Annotated in this window: 15 protein-coding genes; 11 read left to right on the forward strand and 4 right to left on the reverse strand. The window is 62.2% G+C overall.

The window, feature by feature from the left end; genetic code table 11:
- Together ACVWVP_RS11390 and ACVWVP_RS11395 are read right to left on the reverse strand one after the other, a co-directional pair.
- On the reverse strand, positions 1–1,563 hold the full coding sequence (locus ACVWVP_RS11390) for an MDR family MFS transporter (protein ID WP_457405891.1): 1,563 nt from the start codon (positions 1,561–1,563) through the stop codon (positions 1–3).
- The gene (locus ACVWVP_RS11395) at positions 1,556–2,665 is read right to left on the reverse strand and encodes an HlyD family secretion protein (protein WP_259171490.1); all 1,110 of its coding nucleotides are present in this window, start codon (positions 2,663–2,665) and stop codon (positions 1,556–1,558) included. The genes ACVWVP_RS11390 and ACVWVP_RS11395 overlap by 8 nt, the downstream gene beginning before the upstream one ends.
- A 99-nt stretch (positions 2,666–2,764) precedes the next feature.
- Here ACVWVP_RS11395 and ACVWVP_RS11400 point away from each other — a divergent pair, with 99 nt between their 5' ends.
- The gene (locus ACVWVP_RS11400; protein WP_178920628.1) at positions 2,765–3,475 is read left to right on the forward strand and encodes a CerR family C-terminal domain-containing protein; all 711 of its coding nucleotides are present in this window, start codon (positions 2,765–2,767) and stop codon (positions 3,473–3,475) included.
- Between the two features lie 32 nt (positions 3,476–3,507).
- Here ACVWVP_RS11400 and ACVWVP_RS11405 read toward each other — a convergent pair whose 3' ends face one another.
- Both ACVWVP_RS11405 and ACVWVP_RS11410 read right to left on the reverse strand, forming a co-directional pair.
- The gene (locus ACVWVP_RS11405) at positions 3,508–4,032 is read right to left on the reverse strand and encodes a phospholipase D family nuclease (protein WP_259171489.1); all 525 of its coding nucleotides are present in this window, start codon (positions 4,030–4,032) and stop codon (positions 3,508–3,510) included.
- 24 nt (positions 4,033–4,056) lie between these two features.
- Positions 4,057–4,980 carry a LysR substrate-binding domain-containing protein gene (locus ACVWVP_RS11410; protein ID WP_178920632.1) on the reverse strand — a complete coding sequence of 308 codons (924 nt, stop codon included), beginning with the start codon at positions 4,978–4,980 and terminating at the stop codon, positions 4,057–4,059.
- A gap of 192 nt (positions 4,981–5,172) precedes the next feature.
- Between ACVWVP_RS11410 and ACVWVP_RS11415 the strand changes: the two genes are divergently transcribed.
- From ACVWVP_RS11415 to lepB, 10 genes are all read left to right on the forward strand, one after another.
- Entirely contained in the window at positions 5,173–6,093 is a 921-nt protein-coding gene (locus ACVWVP_RS11415; RefSeq protein WP_178920634.1) for an ABC transporter permease, read from the forward strand.
- Between the two features lie 7 nt (positions 6,094–6,100).
- Positions 6,101–6,964 (forward strand): ABC transporter permease, encoded by an 864-nt coding sequence (locus ACVWVP_RS11420; RefSeq protein ID WP_178920636.1) that lies wholly within the window; start codon positions 6,101–6,103, stop codon positions 6,962–6,964.
- A gap of 58 nt (positions 6,965–7,022) precedes the next feature.
- Positions 7,023–8,603, forward strand: a complete 1,581-nt coding sequence (locus tag ACVWVP_RS11425) for an ABC transporter substrate-binding protein (RefSeq protein ID WP_178920638.1) — start codon at positions 7,023–7,025, stop codon at positions 8,601–8,603.
- A gap of 6 nt (positions 8,604–8,609) precedes the next feature.
- Entirely contained in the window at positions 8,610–10,115 is a 1,506-nt protein-coding gene (argH, locus tag ACVWVP_RS11430; RefSeq protein ID WP_457405898.1) for an argininosuccinate lyase, read from the forward strand.
- A 10-nt stretch (positions 10,116–10,125) separates the two neighbouring features.
- Positions 10,126–11,958, forward strand: a complete 1,833-nt coding sequence (locus ACVWVP_RS11435; protein ID WP_457405901.1) for an ABC transporter ATP-binding protein — start codon at positions 10,126–10,128, stop codon at positions 11,956–11,958.
- Positions 11,959–12,127: 169 nt separating this feature from the next.
- Positions 12,128–12,592 (forward strand): hypothetical protein, encoded by a 465-nt coding sequence (locus ACVWVP_RS11440; protein WP_176995965.1) that lies wholly within the window; start codon positions 12,128–12,130, stop codon positions 12,590–12,592.
- A 202-nt stretch (positions 12,593–12,794) separates the two neighbouring features.
- A complete protein-coding gene (locus ACVWVP_RS11445) occupies positions 12,795–13,739 on the forward strand; it encodes an alpha/beta fold hydrolase (RefSeq protein WP_457405905.1) in 945 nt (314 codons plus the stop codon).
- 69 nt (positions 13,740–13,808) lie between these two features.
- On the forward strand, positions 13,809–14,417 hold the full coding sequence (locus ACVWVP_RS11450) for a LysE family translocator (RefSeq protein ID WP_457405907.1): 609 nt from the start codon (positions 13,809–13,811) through the stop codon (positions 14,415–14,417).
- Positions 14,418–14,570: 153 nt separating this feature from the next.
- A complete protein-coding gene (locus tag ACVWVP_RS11455; RefSeq protein WP_259171484.1) occupies positions 14,571–15,578 on the forward strand; it encodes a hypothetical protein in 1,008 nt (335 codons plus the stop codon).
- Between the two features lie 413 nt (positions 15,579–15,991).
- Positions 15,992–16,660: a signal peptidase I gene (gene lepB / locus ACVWVP_RS11460; protein ID WP_178920658.1), complete on the forward strand. Its 669-nt coding sequence runs from the start codon at positions 15,992–15,994 to the stop codon at positions 16,658–16,660.
- The last annotated feature ends 22 nt before the right edge of the window (positions 16,661–16,682 follow it).

The following is a 16,682-nucleotide window of genomic DNA, read 5'->3' on the forward strand; positions in this document are numbered from 1 at the left end:
TTATACCGTGCGCTTTTTCAGAATGAAGATCAGGGGCAGGCACGCCAGCATTGCGAGTCCCAGTAGGTAGAACGAGTCGTTGTAGGCCATCACCGAGGCCTGTCGCGCAATGTCATTGGCCAGTTGGGCGAATGCCTGCAACTGTGAGGCGGCGGCATCGCCACTCTGGGTCAGGTAGCTGGCGGTGTTGCTCGCCATGTGGTCCTGGGCCAGTTGGCTGTTGGCCAGGATGCTTTCGCGCAGGCGGTCGTCGTGGAAGTGGCTGCGACGGTCCATCAGCACGCCGAGCAACGCCAGGCCGATGGTGCCGCCGAGGTTGCGTGACATATTGTAGAGCCCGGCCGCGTCGCCGGCGTCCTTGGTCTCGACCGAGCGCATCGACAGTTGGCTGAGGGGCATCATCACCAGGATCTGCCCGAAGCCGCGCAGCAATTGCGACCAGACAAAATCATGGCCGACGCTGTCGGTAGTGAGCTGGGTGTCGACGAAGCAACTGGCCCAGTACAACAGCAGGCCAGTGCCGACCATCCAGCGCAGGTCATAACGGCCGAGCATTCGCGGCAAAATCGGCATCAGCAGGAACGCCGGAATGCCCGACAGCAACATGATCGAACCGGACTGTTGCGCGTTGTAGCCCGACAGGATCCCGAGGAACTGCGGCACCAGATAGGCCGTGCCATACAGCCCGGCGCCGACGGTGGTGCCGATCAGCAGCACGCTGCCAAAGCTTCTGTTGAGCAGCAGTTGCAGGCGCAGGATCGGCGTACTCGAACGGAATTGCCCGACGGCGATCAGGAACAGCCCGGTGACGGTGGTGAGGGTCAGCCAGGTGATCAGTGTTGAGTCGAACCAGTGTTCACGCTGGCCTTCTTCCAGCACCACAGTCAGCGAACTCAAACCCATGGCCAGGCCGAGAATGCCCAGCCAGTCGGCGCTGATAAAGCGTTGCAGGTTCATGCGCTCGGTCGGCAGGCCGGTGATCAGCAGGGTGATCAGGGCAATGCTGATGGGCAGGTTGAGAAAGAAACACCAGCGCCAGTTGATGTTTTCGGTCAGCCAGCCACCGATCACCGGGCCCAGCAACGGGCCGAGGATGACGGTCATGCCGAACATCGTGGTGCCAATCGCCAGTTGGTGCGGCGGCAGGCGCGTGCGCACGATGGTTTGTGCGGTGGGGATCATCGCGCCCCCGGCAAAGCCCTGGCCGATCCGCCCGGCAATCATCGCGCCGAGGCTGGAAGACAAGCCGCAGAACATCGAGAACGCGGTGAACATCAGCGCCGTGCCGATCAGGAAGCGGCGCAGGCCGAACACCCGGGTGAGCCAGGCGGCGAGGGGGATCATGACGATTTCCGACATCAGGTAGCCGGTGGCGATCCAGGTGCCTTCGGTGCCCGTGGCGCCGATTTGCCCCTGGATCTGCGGCAGTGCCGAGTTGGTGATCGACACGTCCAGGGTCGCCAGCAACGCGCCGAGCGCGCCGGCGGCGACGGCGATCCAGTCGGTCAGCGAGGCGTTGCGCGGTTTCTCGGCGGCCACCGTGGCCATCACGGCTTCAGCCATGATGGGCGTCCGCGCCTTGGGTGCGGGTGTCCACTTCCACCGTGGCCGACAAGCCCGGCATCAGGGCGACGCGCACGTCATCCGGTACATCCAGGGCGATGCGCACCGGTACGCGCTGGACGATCTTGGTGAAGTTGCCGGTGGCGTTGGACGGTGGCAACAACGCGAACTGCGCGCCGGTGCCCGGTGAAAGGCTGTCGATATGCCCTTGCAAATCGCGGCCCGGCAGCGCATCCACGTGCACGGTGACGCTTTGCCCGGGGCGCATGTCGCCGATCTGGGTTTCCTTGTAGTTGGCGGTCAGGTAGATCGCGCTGATCGGCACCACAGTCAACAAGCGAGTGCCAGGTTGCACGTACTGGCCCACACGCACGCCGCGATCAGCCACGCGTCCGTCCAGCGGGCTGCGAATGACGGCGTCATCCACGTCCAGTTGGCTCTGGGCTTCGCTGGCCTTGGCCACGCCAAGTTGCGCCTGGGCCTGCTTGAGTTGGGCCTCCAGCGTGCCATAGCGGGTTTGGCTGGAGCGCAACGCCGCTTGTTTGGCCGCGACGGTGCTGCGCGCCTGGGCCAATTGGTTGTTGAGCTGCGCCAGGCGCTCTTCCGGTTCGGCGCCGGAGCGGGCAAGCGGGGCGTAGCGGGCGACTTCGGTCTGGGCATGCCGTGCATCGGCCTCGGCGCCTTGCAACTGAGCGCGGGCTTCGGCGATGGTCGAGTCCTGCTGCACCAGGTCGGCCTGGGCCTTGGCGTAGTCGGCGTTGCGTGCGGCGATGGTGGCCGTGGCTTCGTCGCTCACCGCCTGGTATTTGCGTGCATCCAGGCGCACCAGCACGTCGCCGCGCTTCACGTTCTGGTTATCGGCCACCAGCACGTCGGCGACGTAGCCATTGATCTTCGGCGCGATGCTGATGCTGTCTGCCTGCAGGTAGGCGTCGTCGGTGGTTTCGATGAAGCGCCCGGTGAGCCACCACCAGGCGCCCCAGCCCAGGCCGATCAGCAGGGCCACGGTGGCCAGTGTCAACAGGATGCGCCGGGCCTTGCCGCGTTGGCCGTTTACGGTGTCTTCAGGAATGACCTGAGGGGAGGGCGGTGCAGCGGACATCGAGGTCACTCCAGATTTATAACAGGTGGAATAAATTCCTTTTTTCGCGAAATTTTGTCAACTGGTATATTTTGATCCGATCTTGACAGGGAGCTGCACATGGCACGACATAAACCTGCCGCCGAAGGTGGTTACCAGCGCGGTGAAGAAACCCGCGCGCGGATTGTCGAGGCGGCGGTCGCGGTATTTGGCGAGCGTGGCTACGAAGGCGCGTCCACCCGCGACATCGCCAGCGCGGCCGGGGTCAACGCGCCTGCGATCCAGTACTACTTCGATGGCAAGGAAGGCGTGTACCTGGAGTGTGTCGAACACTTGATCGCGCTGTTGTGGCGCAAGATGGCGCCCTCCGTGGAAGCTGCCGAGCACGCGTTGGCCGATGACGGAACCGACGATGCGGTCCTCATCGATGCGTCACTGGGCATCCTGGGCACGGTGGTGTCGACGATCCAGGACAGCCCCCAGACCAGCGCATGGCGCGCTTTCCTTGATCGCCACCAGGCCGGCCTGTGCCCGGAAAGCGCAACGATGGCGTTTGAAGAACGCTTCAAGGCGCGCATCGGCCGGGTGATCCGCCAACTCATCGCGCGCCTGGCCGGTTTTGCGGTCGAGGACGATCGTACGGTGATTCATTCCATGGCGCTGTTTACCCAGGGCCTGGCGTTTCGAGTGCAGAAGCCCAAGTTGCTCGCGGCCTTGAAGTGGACCGAAATCAGTCAGGCAGAAATGGTGCAGGTGCGTGACGTGGTGCTGATGCAGGCACGCTTTACGCTGGAAGGGTTGGTGAGGCAGCGAGGCCTCAACGATGCTTGATGCACACCCTGTTTGTCTGGAGGGCCAGCCGATCACCGTGCCGAATACGGCACACCCAGCGCCCACCGCGACTGCCAGTGCTCCACATACTGGCGCGCCACTTCCGGCTGATTACGGATGACCACCACGTTCTCCGAGTTCAGCGTTTCGGCCGAGGCGGCGTAGTTGAACGAGCCGGTCTCTACCGTGGTGCCGTCGACGATGAGGGTTTTATCGTGCTGCAGGTGGAAATGATCGCTGGTGCGCAGTTCCACACCGTTGCGGCTCACAAAATCCATGGCTTTCTTGCTGGCCTTGCCCAGGTTGCGTTTTTTGTCGATGACCACACGCACGTTCACGCCGCGCTGTTTGGCCTCCACCAGTGCCTGGGTGATGTCTGTGGCCTGAAAGGAGTAGGCGAGCATTTGTATGCTGTGTTGGGCGCTGCCGAGGGTGTCGAGCACCAGTTGGCGGGCGGTGCCCTCCGGTGAAAAGCCGACCTGGATGTCGGGAGCGGCGAAGGACAAGGTCGGGACGCCCAGTAAAGCAATCAGCGCGATGCAGCGAATATTCCACATGGTTCAGCTCCCAGAAGAATTGGGTCAATAGGCTTCGCGTGGAATCAAGGAAACGAATTCCGACTTGAAGATAGTCTCCATCACGCGCATGAAATCCGACGCCAACTGTGAGCGCTGCTGGTGGCCGGGAAACACGATGGACACTTCGAACGGGATGTCCTGGTCGAGTTTGCGGAACGTGATCCCCGGGTATTTCGTGTAGGACGCCGTAAAGGGATCGCAGATCGTAATGCCCAGCCCACCCGCGACCATCCCGCATGCCGAATGGGCCGCCGTGGTTTCCACCGATGAATGCCCAACCACACCGCGTGCCTCCATCGCGGAGCGGATGCGGCGCTGCAACGGGTTGTTCGCGTTCATCGTCACCAGCCGCCGCCCGTGCAGGTCGTCCAGGGTCACCACGCTTTTGCTGGCCAGCACATCCTCTTTCGGCATCACGCACACCGCACTGATCGGCGGCAAGGGAATGGCAAAAATACCGGGGTACTCGCCCGAGGGGATCTGCACAAAACCGATGTCCAGCTGGTTGGCCGAGGTCAATTCCAGAATGCCCAGGGAGTTGCGTACATCCAGCGAGGTTCTGACTTCCGGATGCCGGCGGGCGAAGCGGCAAACGCCCTCGGCCACCACACTCAAGCCCAATGTGCTCATGGCGCCGATGCGCAAGGTGCCCGTACGCAACGTGACCAGGTCTTGCGCTACACGCTCGATGCGCTCGATGCCCTGATAGAACTTGTCGACCTCGGCATACAGCACCTGGGCCTCGGCCCCTGGGATCAGCCGGTTGCCTTCACGTCGGAACAGCCGGATCGACAACGCCGTCTCGAGGTCACGTATCAACCGGCTGACGGCGGGCTGGCTGACTTGCAGGGCTTCTGCGGCGATGGTCATGCTGCCGGTCAGCATCACCGTCCTGAAGGCTTCCAATTGGCGGGGGTTGAGTTTCATTGTTCGGCTCGGCGCTAAATAGGAAAGAGGCACTTTTTCGAGCGTATAACATTTTGTTATGTGCGTCCAACAGCGTGCCGGTTTGCTATCGGGATGTAACGGGGCGATCATTTAGTTGCGTCGTTTTAATCGATCGCAACCCAGCTTAAATCGTGGGCGACGTGATCGTAAAATAAAAAAAGAGGATGCCACGTGCTGAACTACACCTTGCGTCGGTTATTACTCCTTTTCCCCATGCTATTAGGTGTGTCCGTTGTGATATTCCTGGTCATGCATTTCATTCCGGGCGATCCCGCACAACTAGCGGCAGGCCCGGATGCGACGGAAGAGGATATAGCGCAGATACGCATCAACTACGGGTTGGATAAACCACTCGTCAATCAATACTTCATCTATATAAAGAATGTCGTCAGTGGCGATTTCGGCGAATCTTTCCAGACGTTTACTCCGGTACTGGAAGGCATTGCAAGAACGCTCCCGGCCACCCTTGAACTGACGGCAGCAGGCATGTTGCTGGCCGTGGTCATCGGCGTGCCCCTGGGCATCATTGCCGCGTTGAGGCCTCGAGGGTTGCTGGACAGCTCATTGACCACCTTCGCCGTGTTGGGCATTTCGGTACCCGGTTTCTTCCTCGGGCTGATCCTGATGTCGATCTTCTCCGCCAGCCTGGGCTGGTTGCCGCCCACGGGACGCGGCGGATGGCAGCACTTGATACTGCCCGCGCTGACATTGGGCCTGCCGTATGTGGCGACATTCTCCAGGTTATCCCGCTCCACGATGATGGATGTATTGCAGGAAGACTATATACGCACGGCCTACGCCAAAGGTGTGCCCAGTTATAAGGTAGTTATAAAACATGCACTTTCCAATGCGGCTATTCCGTTGGTAACGGTATTTGGCATGGACTTTGGTCGGCTGTTGGGCGGGGCGGTTATTGTCGAAACCGTATTTGCCTGGCCAGGCATGGGGCGGTTTTTAATTGATGCAATCATGGCGCGGGATATTTATGTGGTTCAAGGCACGGTACTGGTATTTGCCGCCTTGGTCGTCATCATCAACTTAATGGTGGACTTGGTCTATGGCATCCTCGACCCTCGCATCACCTACAACTGAGGCCAGCATGCTTACTTCAAAAAAGCGTCGGCCAGGGTTTGTTCGTTTCCTTGTCTCCCATCAGCGCTGGTTCGCCTTCAGTGCATTGGTCGTGATTGTGATCATGGCCGCCGCTGCGGTGTGCGCACCGTTGTTCTTTGATTGGGATGCGGTGACCAAGATCAACTTGTCCCGCTCCCTGGTCAGCCCCGGCAGCGACTTCCTGTTCGGCACCGACCAGATGGGCCGTGACTTGCTCGGCCGTGTGCTGTGGGGCGCGCGCATTACCTTGACTGTGGCGCTGTCCAGCGTGGCCATCGCCATGTTGATTGGGGTCGCGGTGGGCGCGGCATGCGGTTACTACAACGGTGCGCTGGCCAGCCTGGTCATGCGTGTCATGGACGCCATGATCGCCTTCCCCCGCACGCTGGTGGCCATTCTGGTGATTACAGTGGCGGGCAACAGCATCCTCAGCCTGACGCTGGCCATTGCCATCTCCAGCATTCCCATCTACGTCCGCTTCTTTGCCGGGCCGGTGGCAGCCTTGAGAAACCGCGAGTTCGTGCTGGCCTCCAAGTCGATTGGCGTCAGCGACCTGCGCCTGCTGTGGGTGCACATCCTGCCCAACATCGGCTCGCTGGTGATCATCCAGGCCACCGTGTCGTTGGCCGAAGCCATCCTGATCGGCTCCGGGCTCAGCTTCCTCGGCCTGGGCCCACCACCACCGACACCGGAGTGGGGCTCGATGATTGCCGAGTCGCGGCCCTTGCTGACCACCCACCCCTACATCCTGTTGGCGCCGGGGTGCGCCCTGGTCCTGACCATCTTGAGCTTCAACATTGTGGGCGACGCACTGCGCGATTACATCGATCCCAAGTCACGCAATGCGTGACCGCGATCGGCGCGGTGCTTGCACCCGAACACTCACCCATTTTTCAGCGAGAACTCTGATGGGGCGTTTAAAACTCCTGGCAGCGCTGATCGGCAGCCTGCTTGCATTCAATGTACTGGCGCTGTCGACAGGCAACGCCGCTTTTGCCCAGGCAAAAGAGCAAGGCCAGATCACCTTCGTGCAGGGCTCGGACATCGACACCCTGGACCCGGCCATCTCGCGCAGCGTGCCGTCCTACAACGTGATCGATCATGTCTTCAACCGCCTGGTCGCGTGGGAAGGGCACGACCATGAACGTTTCATGCCTGACCTGGCGCAGTCCTGGTCGAGGACCGACGACGGCAAGCAATGGACGTTCGTGCTGCGCCAGGGCGTCAAGTTTCATGACGGCACCGACTTCAACGCCCAGGCCGTGAAGTTCAACCTCGACCGGATTCGCGACCCCAAGCTCGGTTCGCCCCACCGTTCCTACTATGCCGACATCGTGGCGGTCGACGCGGTAGCGCCCTACGAATTGCGGATCACCACGCAGCATCCGTCACCGACCATGCTGGAGTTGCTCGCCAAGCAATCTTCGTCCATCAGCAGCCCGGCGGCGGTGGCCAAATACGGCAGGGCCTACGGGCATCACCCGGTCGGCACCGGGCCTTACGTCTTCGACAGCTGGATTCCCAATGACCAGGCGGTGATCGAGCGTAACAACGGCTTTTTCGGCGAGCCGGGCAAGCCGTCGAGAATCGTGTTCCGCCCGGTCAAGGAAGACGCTTCGCGGGTGATCGAACTGCGTACCCAAAACGCCGACATCGCCGCCAACCTGTCACCTGAAGCCGCAATGGAACTGAAGGCGCTGAACACGTCCACATTGCTGCGCGTGCCCAGCACTTTCCAGGTGTTCTTTGAAATGAACCTGACCAAGCCGCCCTTTGACGACCCGCGCATTCGCCGTGCGGTCAGCCTGGCCATCGACCGCCAGGCCCTGGTCAACAAGGTGCTGCTCGGCTACGGCAAAGTGCCCACCGGGCCCTTTCCCGAAGGCACCCAGGCGCGCCGTGCGTTTGCCCCGGTGCAGTACGACCCGCAGAAAGCCAGGCAGATCATCAATGAGGTGTACCCGGGCGGTTACCCCGGCACGGTGGTGCTGTGGACCCCGGCCGGACGCTACACCAAGGATCGCCAGGTCGCCGAGGTGGTGCAGGGCTACCTGAATGCCGTGGGGCTGAAAACCGAGTTCAAGGTGTGGGAGTGGGCCACCTACCAGAAGAACCTGTACCGCCCGGAACCCGGCAAAGGCACCGGCAAAGGCTCCAACGACGCAAACATGTGGTTGCTCGGCACCGGGCTGTCGGACGCCGATATCCGCCTGCGCCGCAAGCTGTCCAGCGGTGACCCGCAAAACCTCACCGGCTACAGCAACCCCGAGGTGGACACGCTGCTCCAGCTGGCCGCACGCGAGCTGGATCAGCAGAAACGCATGGCTTATTACGGCCAGATCCAGCAGATCTTGTGGGAGCAGGACCCTGACAACCTGCCGCTGTTCGATCAGGAACAAGTGATGGGTTTGCGCAAAGGTTTGAACGGTCTCGACGTGGATTACGAAGGGACCCTCGATTTCAAGAATGTAGAATTCAGTGAGCGGTGATTGAAAATGTCTAATGCACATGCCAGCGAAACCTTGTTGACCGACGCCCGTTTGAGCGCGCCTCCCGCCGAGCGCATGGTCAAGTACCACGACATCCCGGCCCTGGAGACCGAGAAACGCCAGTTCCACGAGTTCATCGAAGTCGACCTGGCCCACACGGTGATGCTGGTCGAACAGGGCATCCTGTCGCGGCCGGTCGGGCAGGCCATCCTCGCCGAGTTGCGGCGCATACGGGGCATGTCCCCGACGGATTTCCCCTTCGATGTGAAGAAAGGCAGCTTCCTGCTGCAAGTCGAGTCCTACCTGTTCGCCAGGATCGGTGAAGACTCCGCCGGCCAGATGCACACCGGCCGCAGCCGTATCGACCAGGGCGCGACGGTGCGCCGGCTGTATGACCGCACGCGCATCCTGGCAGTGCTGGAGCGTATCAATGAGTTCCAGGTGGCCTTGATCGAGAAAGCCGCGCAGCACGCCGGCACCATCATGCCCGGCTACACCCACATGCAGCACGCCCAGCCCTGGGTGTTCGGCCACTACCTGCTGAGCTTTACCTCGCGCCTGCACGACAGCTTCAGCCGGTTGATGCACGCTTATACCCGAGTCAACCGCAACCCGTTGGGCGCGGTAGGCCTGGCGGGTACATCCTGGCCGCTGGACCGTGAGCGCACCACGCACTTGCTGGGTTTCGACAGCCTGGTGGAAAACTCCAAGCTGGGCCGCGAAGCCTGGTATGCGGCGGAAACCATCGGCGCGCTGTCCTTTGTCATGGCCGACCTGAATGACCTGGCGACCGACCTGCACATCTGGTCCAGCGTCGAGTTTGCGACGGTGGAAAGCCACGACGGTTACTGCGGCACCAGCAGTATTTTCCCGCAGAAGAAAAACCCCAGCGGCCTGGAGACCATCAAAAAAGCCGCTGGCGGTTCGGTGACCTGGCTCAGCACCGCGCTGGCCACCTTTCGCTCCGAAGGCACCGGCGACCAGGCCATGCGCGACCTGCCGCTGATCCACGACGCCCTCGCCACCACCGAAGGCATGCTGGACCTGTTCACCGGCATCATTGAAACCCTGGTGGTGCACGAAGACCGCATGGCCGAGCTGTTGTCCGGCAGTTGGTGCACGGCCAGCAACCTGGCCGACGTGATTGTGCGTGAGCGGGGTGTCTCGTTCCGCCAAGTGCATCACGTGGTGGCGCGGCTGGTGCGCAACTGCCTGGTGGCAGGCGTGGCGCCGGGCGCTGTCACGGGGGCGGCGCTGGATGAGGCGGCGCTGGAAACCATCGGCTCCACCCTGGGTTATTCCGATGAGCAGGTCCGTGATGCCCTGAACCCTCGGCGTTTTGTCGAAACGCGTACCTCCACCGGTGGCGTTGGCCCTGGTGAAGTCAGCCGCCTGCTGGCAGTTGCCAGCAGCGAGCTGCAGCAGGACCGTGAATGGGTCGCCCAGCACCGGCAACACGTCGCCCGTTCGCGTGCCGACCTGGATGCCGCCGTATCGCGCATCGTCGATTAAAGGAGCGAGCATGGAACAGAATCTGGTAGCCCGTGTGCGCAACCTGAGTGTCGGGTTCGGGCCGCGGGGCAGTGAGTCCGCCGTGGTGCGCGATGTGTCCTTCGAGGTCATGCGTGGCCAGACCCTGGCCATTGTCGGCGAGTCCGGCTCGGGCAAGTCCGTCACATCGATGGCCATGATGGGGCTGGTCAAACGCGCCGGTGGCCGCGTGTTGTCCGGCTCGATGGAGTTGCACACCCGCAACAACGAGACCATCGATCTGGTCAACGCCCCTGAGTCGGTGTTGCGCCGCCTGCGGGGGGCGGCCATGTCGATGATCTTCCAGGAGCCGATGACTTCGCTCAACCCGGTGTTCAAGATCAGCGCCCAGCTCACCGAGGCCATCGTGCTGCACAAACGCTGCAACCGCGCGGCAGCCGAGGCGCAGGCCTTGCGCATGCTCGACCTGGTGCGCATCCCCGATGCCCGGCAGGTCATGGGCCGCTATCCCCACGAGCTGTCGGGCGGCATGCGTCAGCGCATCATGATCGCCATGTCGCTGGTGTGTGAACCGACGCTGCTGATCGCCGACGAACCGACCACGGCGCTGGATGTCACGGTGCAGGCGCAGATCCTGCGGATCATCAAGGAGCTGCAAGAGGACCTGGCCATGGGCGTGATCTTTATCACCCATGACATGGGCGTGGTGGCCGAAGTGGCCGACCAGGTGATGGTAATGAAGAAGGGCGAGACCGTCGAACACGGCGCGGCCCGCGAGGTGTTGCTGGCGCCCACGCAGCGTTATACCCAGGCGTTGCTGGCGGCGGTGCCGAAGATCGGCTCGATGCGCGGCACGTCGCTGCCGGCCAAGTTTGCACTGATCGAGGACAACACCGAGCCAACCCAAGCATTGCCGCCGCTGGCGCCTGACTACGCCGGTGCGCCGATCCTGAGCGTGAAGGCGCTGTCCATCCGCTACGACCTCAAGGGCGGGCTGCTGGGCAAGGTCCAGCGCCGGGTGCATGCGGTCGAAGGGATCGACTTCGATATCTACCCGGGAGAAACCCTGGCCCTGGTGGGCGAGTCCGGGTGTGGCAAGTCCACCAGCGCCCGCGCGGTGGCCGGGCTGATGCCGATCCAGGGCGGGGACATCCGGTTCGGCGGCCAGAACCTCGCCAGCCTGAGCAAGGGCGGCATGCAACGCCTGCGCCGGGATATCCAGATGGTGTTCCAGGACCCCTATGCGTCGTTGAACCCGCGTCTGACCATCGAGGACAGCCTGCTGGAACCGCTGCAGGTGCACCGGATTGCCCAAGGCGAGGCGGCGCGCAAGATCGTGCGCGATTTGCTGGAGCGGGTCGGGCTGTCGGCCGAGCATGCCCAGCGTTACCCCCACGAGTTCTCGGGTGGGCAGCGCCAGCGGATTTGCATTGCACGGGCGCTGACCCTGTCGCCCAAGCTGATCATCGCCGATGAGGCCGTGTCGGCGCTGGACGTGTCGATCCAGGCCCAGGTGATCAACCTGCTGCAGGACCTGCAACGGGACATGGGTATTGCGTTTCTGTTTATCTCCCACGACCTGGCGGTGGTGGAGCGCGTCAGCCACCGGGTGGGGGTGATGTACCACGGACGCATTGTTGAAATCGGCCCGCGCCGTGCGGTGTTCGAAAACCCGCAGCACGCCTACACGCAAAAATTGCTGAGCGCCGTGCCGTCGGCAGACCTCAACGCGGCCAGGACGCCCTTCAGCTTGATGGAGGAGGCGGTGCCGAGCCGCATCTACGATGTGAATCACCGTGCGCAAGCCATGAGTTATCGGGAAGTCAGCCCCGGTCACTTTGTGGCGACCTCGGCGGTTGCCTGAGAAAGGCGGGCAGGGCAGCGGCCAACAGTTGGTCGCTGCCCGCGAAATATTCCGGTTCTTGTGAATTGTTGTGAAGCGGGTGATTAATGGCCCATTGCCCATGCTACCGTCCGCGACGGGGTATCGTCAGCACGACGATTTCATTCGTTTCATTGAGGGAGCAGCGCCGATGTCTACTACCGTAACGCCCGCGACCGGCGGGCCGAGCACGCCAAAGTCTTCACCGTCCTCGTTCGATGACAAGTTGAACATCGCCAAGTCCAGCAAGGTGATCGCCGACTACATGCGCCAGAGCGGCAAGTCGGCCATTACCAAGCAAGAGCTGACACAGCTAGCTAACAATGCCTCTGGCAAGGTGCCCGCCAATGTGTCCGACGCGGCCAAGTACATGGAGCGTCATCCGGACGTATTCACCGCCATCGAAACCCACGACGTGGCCGGTGCCGATAACCTGTCCGGCGTGTGGAACTTCGATTGGGCGGCCAACGGCGGCCTGAACGGCACCTCGACCGATGCCATCGCCAAGATGCAGGACACGTTTGACCTGGCGATCGCCAAGTCGGCGCAGATCACCGAAATCAGCACCGCCAAGAAAGCCGAGCTGGATTCGACCAAGCAACGGCCGCAGAACTGAGTGACGGGCGCTGTCAGGCCTGATAAACGGTTCCCGGGAGGTTGGTCGGGAACCGTTTACCCATCTTTCTTCCTTTCGTGATGTGTTCAGCGCCGATTCAAGCGAAGTGCGCAAGTATACCGATCAGTGAAGGCAATCCAATTGCAGTGCGCCCGCGATTGCCTGCCATCCGTTTATTCACCTCGCTGTCGGAGATGCCTTGATGCTTGTCGTGGTTGCTGTGCTTGCCATCGTTGCCGCGTGCGTGTGGTGGACGTACCCACGGGTTGGGGACGTGCTGTTCGAGGTCATCGCCCGTGTCGAATCGCGGCGCTCGCGGCTCAAGGCGATCACCGTGCCGATCACGGGCATGACCCTGGCCACTTACCAGGGTGGGGAGCGCCACGCGCCAGCCCTGTTGCTGCTGCATGGGTTCAGTGCCGACAAAGGCGTGTGGCTGGGGTTTGCCCGGCACTTTGTCGACGACTATCGGCTGCTGATCCCGGACCTCGCCGGCCACGGTAAAAATGCCTTTGTGGCAGGCGGCGACTACAGCATCGCGGCCCAGGCGCGGCGCATGGTGGCGATGCTGGACGCGTGTCACATCGACAAGGTGCATGTGATCGGCAGTTCCATGGGCGCCTATGTGGCCACCTGGTTGGCGACCCATTACCCGCAGCGCGTGATTTCCCTGGGACTGATCGGTGCGGCGGGTGTGCACTTGCCGCAACCGAACGAAGTGGAAGAACTGGTCAACCGCGGCGACAACCCGTTCCTGATTCATTCACGGGCACAGTTCGACCGCTTTTTCGCCATGACCATGGCCGCGCCACCCTACATTCCTGAAGTGCTGCTGGCCGCCGAAGCACACACCTACATCCGTCGGCGCGAGGCCTTGACTGAGATCTTCGCTAACTTCTCCGACAGCCCGCGCCTGGAACCCTGGCTGCCCCAGGTGCGGGTGCCCAGCCTGATCCTGTGGGGCCGCGAAGACCGCATGGTGCCAGTGGCCAGCGCGCACACCTGGCTGGCGGGCATTCCCCATGCGCACCTGGAGATCCTCGACGGCATCGGCCACCTGCCGATGATCGAGTGCACCGAGCAAACCGCAGCGCACTGTCGCCGGTTTCTCGAGCGCGCCAAAGTGTATTCCTCGATCCGCCCCTAGCTGTACGGGGCGGTTGGATCCAGAAAGCACTACTGTCGCAGGCATACCTCATCGCCTGGATGCCGCACCATGTTCATGTCTACCAGCCTGTTGTCGGCCTTTGTGCTGTTCGCCTTTGTGTCGTCGATCACGCCGGGGCCCAACAACACGATGTTGCTGGCGTCGGGGGTGAACTTCGGTTTTCGCCGTTCCATGCCCCATGCGCTGGGGATCAGCGTGGGGTTCATGCTGCTGGTGATTTCAGTCGGGCTGGGGCTGGGCGAGGTGTTCAAGGTGTTCCCGTGGGCCTATACCGTATTGCGCTATGCCGGCGCCGCCTACTTGCTGTACCTGGCGTGGAAAATCGCCAACGCCGGGGGCATGTCCGAGGGCAGTGATGCACAGGGCACGCCGATGACGTTCCTGGGCGCCGCAGCCTTTCAGTGGGTCAACCCCAAGGCCTGGATCATGGCGCTGGGGGCGATCACCACCTACACGCCGGCTGAGGGCTACGTGACCAATGTGCTGGTGATTGCCCTGGTGTTTGCCGTGGTCAACTTGCCCAGTGTCTGTGTGTGGGTGGTGTGTGGCAGCGGGCTGCGCAACGTGTTGCGCGAACCCCGCTGGCTGCGACTGTTCAACTGGTCGATGGCCGCGCTGTTGGTGGTGTCGTTGTACCCGATGCTGGTTGCCAGCTGATATAGCCGCGTGCCGCCATTGACGGGGTTTGACGGGCTACTGCATGCTCGGCGCTGCATGTCAGGCCTGCTACGGGATGTTGCGGCACGAAGCGATTGAACGGGCGTCGGGTTCGAAGTATCGCTTCAGAATCCTTCTATGAGAAACCCGAGCGTGAAGCGTCCCCTCGTCCTTGCTGTGCTCATGGCGGCGTCCGTCGCCGCCCATGCCGATAACCTCGTCGGCATCCGCGCCATTGAAACCACGTACCACCAATTGATCACCGAGCTTGACCGCAGCCGCGGCGGCCGGCCTGATGCCGACACCCGCCAGCGCATCACGACAGCAGCCCAGGCGTTCCAGGCGACGATGCAGCGTGATGGCGGAGCGCGTGACAACCTCAACACCGACGTGAAAAACATCGTCGCCTCCCTGAGCGACGGCAGCTACAGCGCCGACGGCAGCATTCGCGCCTTGCAGCGCGATGCCAAGGGCAGCGTGATCGACGCCGGCCCCTGGAAGCCCGCCCTGGCCGGCAACCCCATCACCCAGCCGATCGGCACCCACCTGAACCAGACCAGCGAAGGCGACTGTGTGGGCATTTCGGTGGTCAAGGCGTTCTCCAACACCCAGATGGGCGCGCAGATCCTGCAACGCGGTGTCACGCTCAATGCGGACGGCAGCTTCAATGTGAGCCTGCCGGGCGCGCCTTCAACGGTGTTCCACCTGCAAGCTGCCGACCTCGACCAATATGGCAAGGGCGACGCGCCCGCGGCGGCGGTGGTGGGGGCGATGTTCCAGTACTTCCACCTCGACCCGGCCAAGGGCTCGCTGCCGACCAACAAGGTCATGGAGCTGCTGGCGGGTCAGTACGGTGATCACCAGCGCCTGGCCGACGCCCACAGTTCGCCCCAGGACATCACCCAGTTTCTGTTGAGCCATGCGAGTGGGGTCGGCAGCCGGGCGGCTATCGTGTTCGGCGGCAAACCGGCGCGGAATGGCGATTGGTCCAAAGGTGACGGGCATGCCTTCGCGATCATCCATATCGACCCGGCGAGTGGCCAGCTCAGTTACACCAACCCGTGGAATGAGGGCGTCCAGGTGCGCACAATTGCGATCAGCGACCTGGCGGCGCAGGCCGCGGGCACCTCGGCGGATTTCGAAATGGTGACGTTCCGCTGAGTACTGCTTAAACCGGCGAGATGGTCGCCAGCAGGCCGATGCCGATGGTCAGCACCAGAAAGCCGAACAGGAAAAGTGCCATCTTGGTCATAAGGCCTCCGAAGGGAAGGGGACGGCGGGGAGATTCCTGCCGCGCTCGACACGGGTGTCGGGAGTGACGCCATTGTCCGCCCGGGGCAGATTTCGATACAGACGCAGATGCAAAAGAAAAAACCGTATCAGATGGAGCTGTGAGTGCTCAGCACAGGGCTTTGCAGAGCACCGGCTTTATGAAGATCAGCCGTTTATACCGTGCATTGCACGCCAGGCCTTGTGCCTTAATGTAATCTTCATGTCGGGCAATGATTGTTGCCAAAAGTGACCGTGGCTGGCGTAGACACTGCTCTACGCCGATTGATGCAGAGCGAGGATGTATGCGACGTTGGCTGAGCAAGTACCGTTACGCGATCATTTTTTGGCTGTGCTTCGGCATCTTCCGTACCTCGTTGGCCGACTGGAACCCGATCCCCTCCGGCTCCATGCGCCCGACCCTGGTGGAAGGCGATGTGGTGTTGGTCAACCGCGTGGCCTATGACCTCAAGCTGCCACTCACGGACATCTCCCTGGCCGAGTTGGGCAACCCGCAACGCGGCGATGTGGTGACGTTTTCCTCGCCCAAGGACGGCGAGCGCCTGATCAAACGCATCGTCGGCATCCCCGGCGACACCCTGCAAATGAAGGACGAGGTGCTGTGGGTCAACGGTGTGCCAGCCACCTATCAGGATGAACAGGCGATCAGCGAGCCCATGGGGCCGGGGCAAACCATCCCGGGCATCAAGCTCACTGAACTGGCCAGCAGTAGCCGGCGTACGGTGCAGTTCATGCCGGCGGTGCGTGCTGCACGGGACTTCGGCCCGGTGGTGGTGCCGGCCGACAGCTACTTCATGCTCGGCGATAACCGCGACAACAGCGCCGATTCACGCTACATCGGCTTTGTGCCGCGCCGCCTGCTGATCGGGCATGCGCACCATATCCTGGCCTCCGCGAAGATCCTCGATAACTGGATGCCACGATTTAGCCGCTTTGGCTCGCCAATCCTCTAAGATAGCGCCCACTGCATCAACA

The organism is Pseudomonas sp. TE24901 (assembly GCF_054058375.1).